The 247-nt window shown below is 69.6% G+C and carries 1 pseudogene; it reads right to left on the reverse strand.

Annotated elements, in window-relative coordinates:
• A pseudogene (locus KVT37_RS34110) lies at positions 1-247 on the reverse strand (TIGR01458 family HAD-type hydrolase); the annotation flags it as partial.

Raw genomic sequence — 247 nt, forward strand, 5'->3', positions numbered from 1 at the left:
TCCCGCCGTCCAGCCCCGAAAACTCGGCCTCGAGGTCGCGATGGACGAGCAGATGCGGCTGGCGGCCATGCTTGCGCACCCAATCGACCGCGGCGCGCGCCGGCGTCAGCAACTCTTCCTCCGCAACCTCGTTGCCCATGGCCGCAAGTTGCGCGTTGTTTGCGCTGCGCGGCGAGCGTGTCGTGTTGCTGACGAAACCCAGCGGCAACGCGGCGCTGCGCAAACGCTCGATGGCCGCGGCGGTGCC

It is taken from the genome of Mesorhizobium sp. GbtcB19, assembly GCF_019091085.1.
Taxonomy (GTDB): Bacteria; Pseudomonadota; Alphaproteobacteria; order Rhizobiales; family Rhizobiaceae; genus Mesorhizobium.